Below are 882 nucleotides of genomic sequence, written 5' to 3' on the forward strand. Positions count from 1 at the left end.
TGCCGCACTCCAACCTGAGAGAAGCTGGAAACTGCTTGCGGAGGCAGAGTACTGGGAGCATCTGGCGGCTGCGGCTTCAGCTCATTGAGCTTCGGTGGAGTATTCTTTATCTTTCGCTTTTCGTCGACTTCTTACTTCAAATCATTTTCTGAGGCATGTGATGTCGAGTACGCGTCAGATTTTTTCTAGTGCTGTTCTGAATGAACGGCACCAGGCGCTTCTGGAGGAGCTTAGAGAGGTGGAGAAGCTTCGAAGTAAACTCCGACATGTAGAAGCAAGAACAAGAAGAAAGCGTACCAAAGCGAGCGGCAGAGCAAGAGCCGTTTAGAGACGGCCGGGACCGCAGTAGCGAGCCTTGGTGACGACGTCGCTGCGACATGTCGGCAACCAGCCAGGCCGGGGTGCCTCACAATGCTCGAACTAACTCGGCGGCGAGACCGGCCGTCTATTCAGGATCGCGCGTTAGCTCCGATCTTCATTCGACGTTGCACTTCGGAACACAGCAACGAGTCGATCGCCTTGCCAAAGCTCAACGTCGTGCTCGTCATGCATTTGCTCGGCTCGGCGTCTCGCCGCCTGCTCGTCAATGCAGTCGAGCTTTGCAGCGCAGATCAGTTGCCGGCTGCCGTCCACCACGAACACCTTGTACCGCATAATGCAGTCCGATCCCAAAGGCGACCGTCATCGTACTCGAATGTCCGTCTAAGCCGGTGCCAAACTAGGCGTGGCGTACGGAATCTTTGTACGTGTGGCAGTTCGGCTATACCGGCTCGTGGAATCCATTGATTGCGCGGCGGATGTACCTCGCATCTAAGCTAACGTAATCTCCACGCATGCCGAAGCGTGCGGCTCGAGCTCAAGAGCGAGAGGCCACCAAGCGTC

General features: G+C 56.0%; 1 protein-coding gene. It reads right to left on the bottom strand.

Going from position 1 to position 882, the window contains the following annotated elements; translation table 11 throughout:
• Positions 1 to 462: 462 nt before the first annotated feature.
• Positions 463 to 654: a hypothetical protein gene (locus IVB32_RS37065; RefSeq protein WP_247413013.1), complete on the bottom strand. Its 192-nt coding sequence runs from the start codon at positions 652 to 654 to the stop codon at positions 463 to 465.
• Positions 655 to 882 lie beyond the last annotated feature (228 nt).

Source organism: Bradyrhizobium sp. 23 (assembly GCF_023073295.1).
GTDB classification, from domain to species: domain Bacteria; phylum Pseudomonadota; class Alphaproteobacteria; order Rhizobiales; family Xanthobacteraceae; genus Bradyrhizobium; species Bradyrhizobium canariense_D.

Excerpts from the sequence above, each read along its gene's own strand:
- IVB32_RS37065 (WP_247413013.1), bottom strand. The coding sequence starts at position 654 with ATGCGGTACAAGGTGTTCGTGGTGGACGGCAGCCGGCAACTGATCTGC.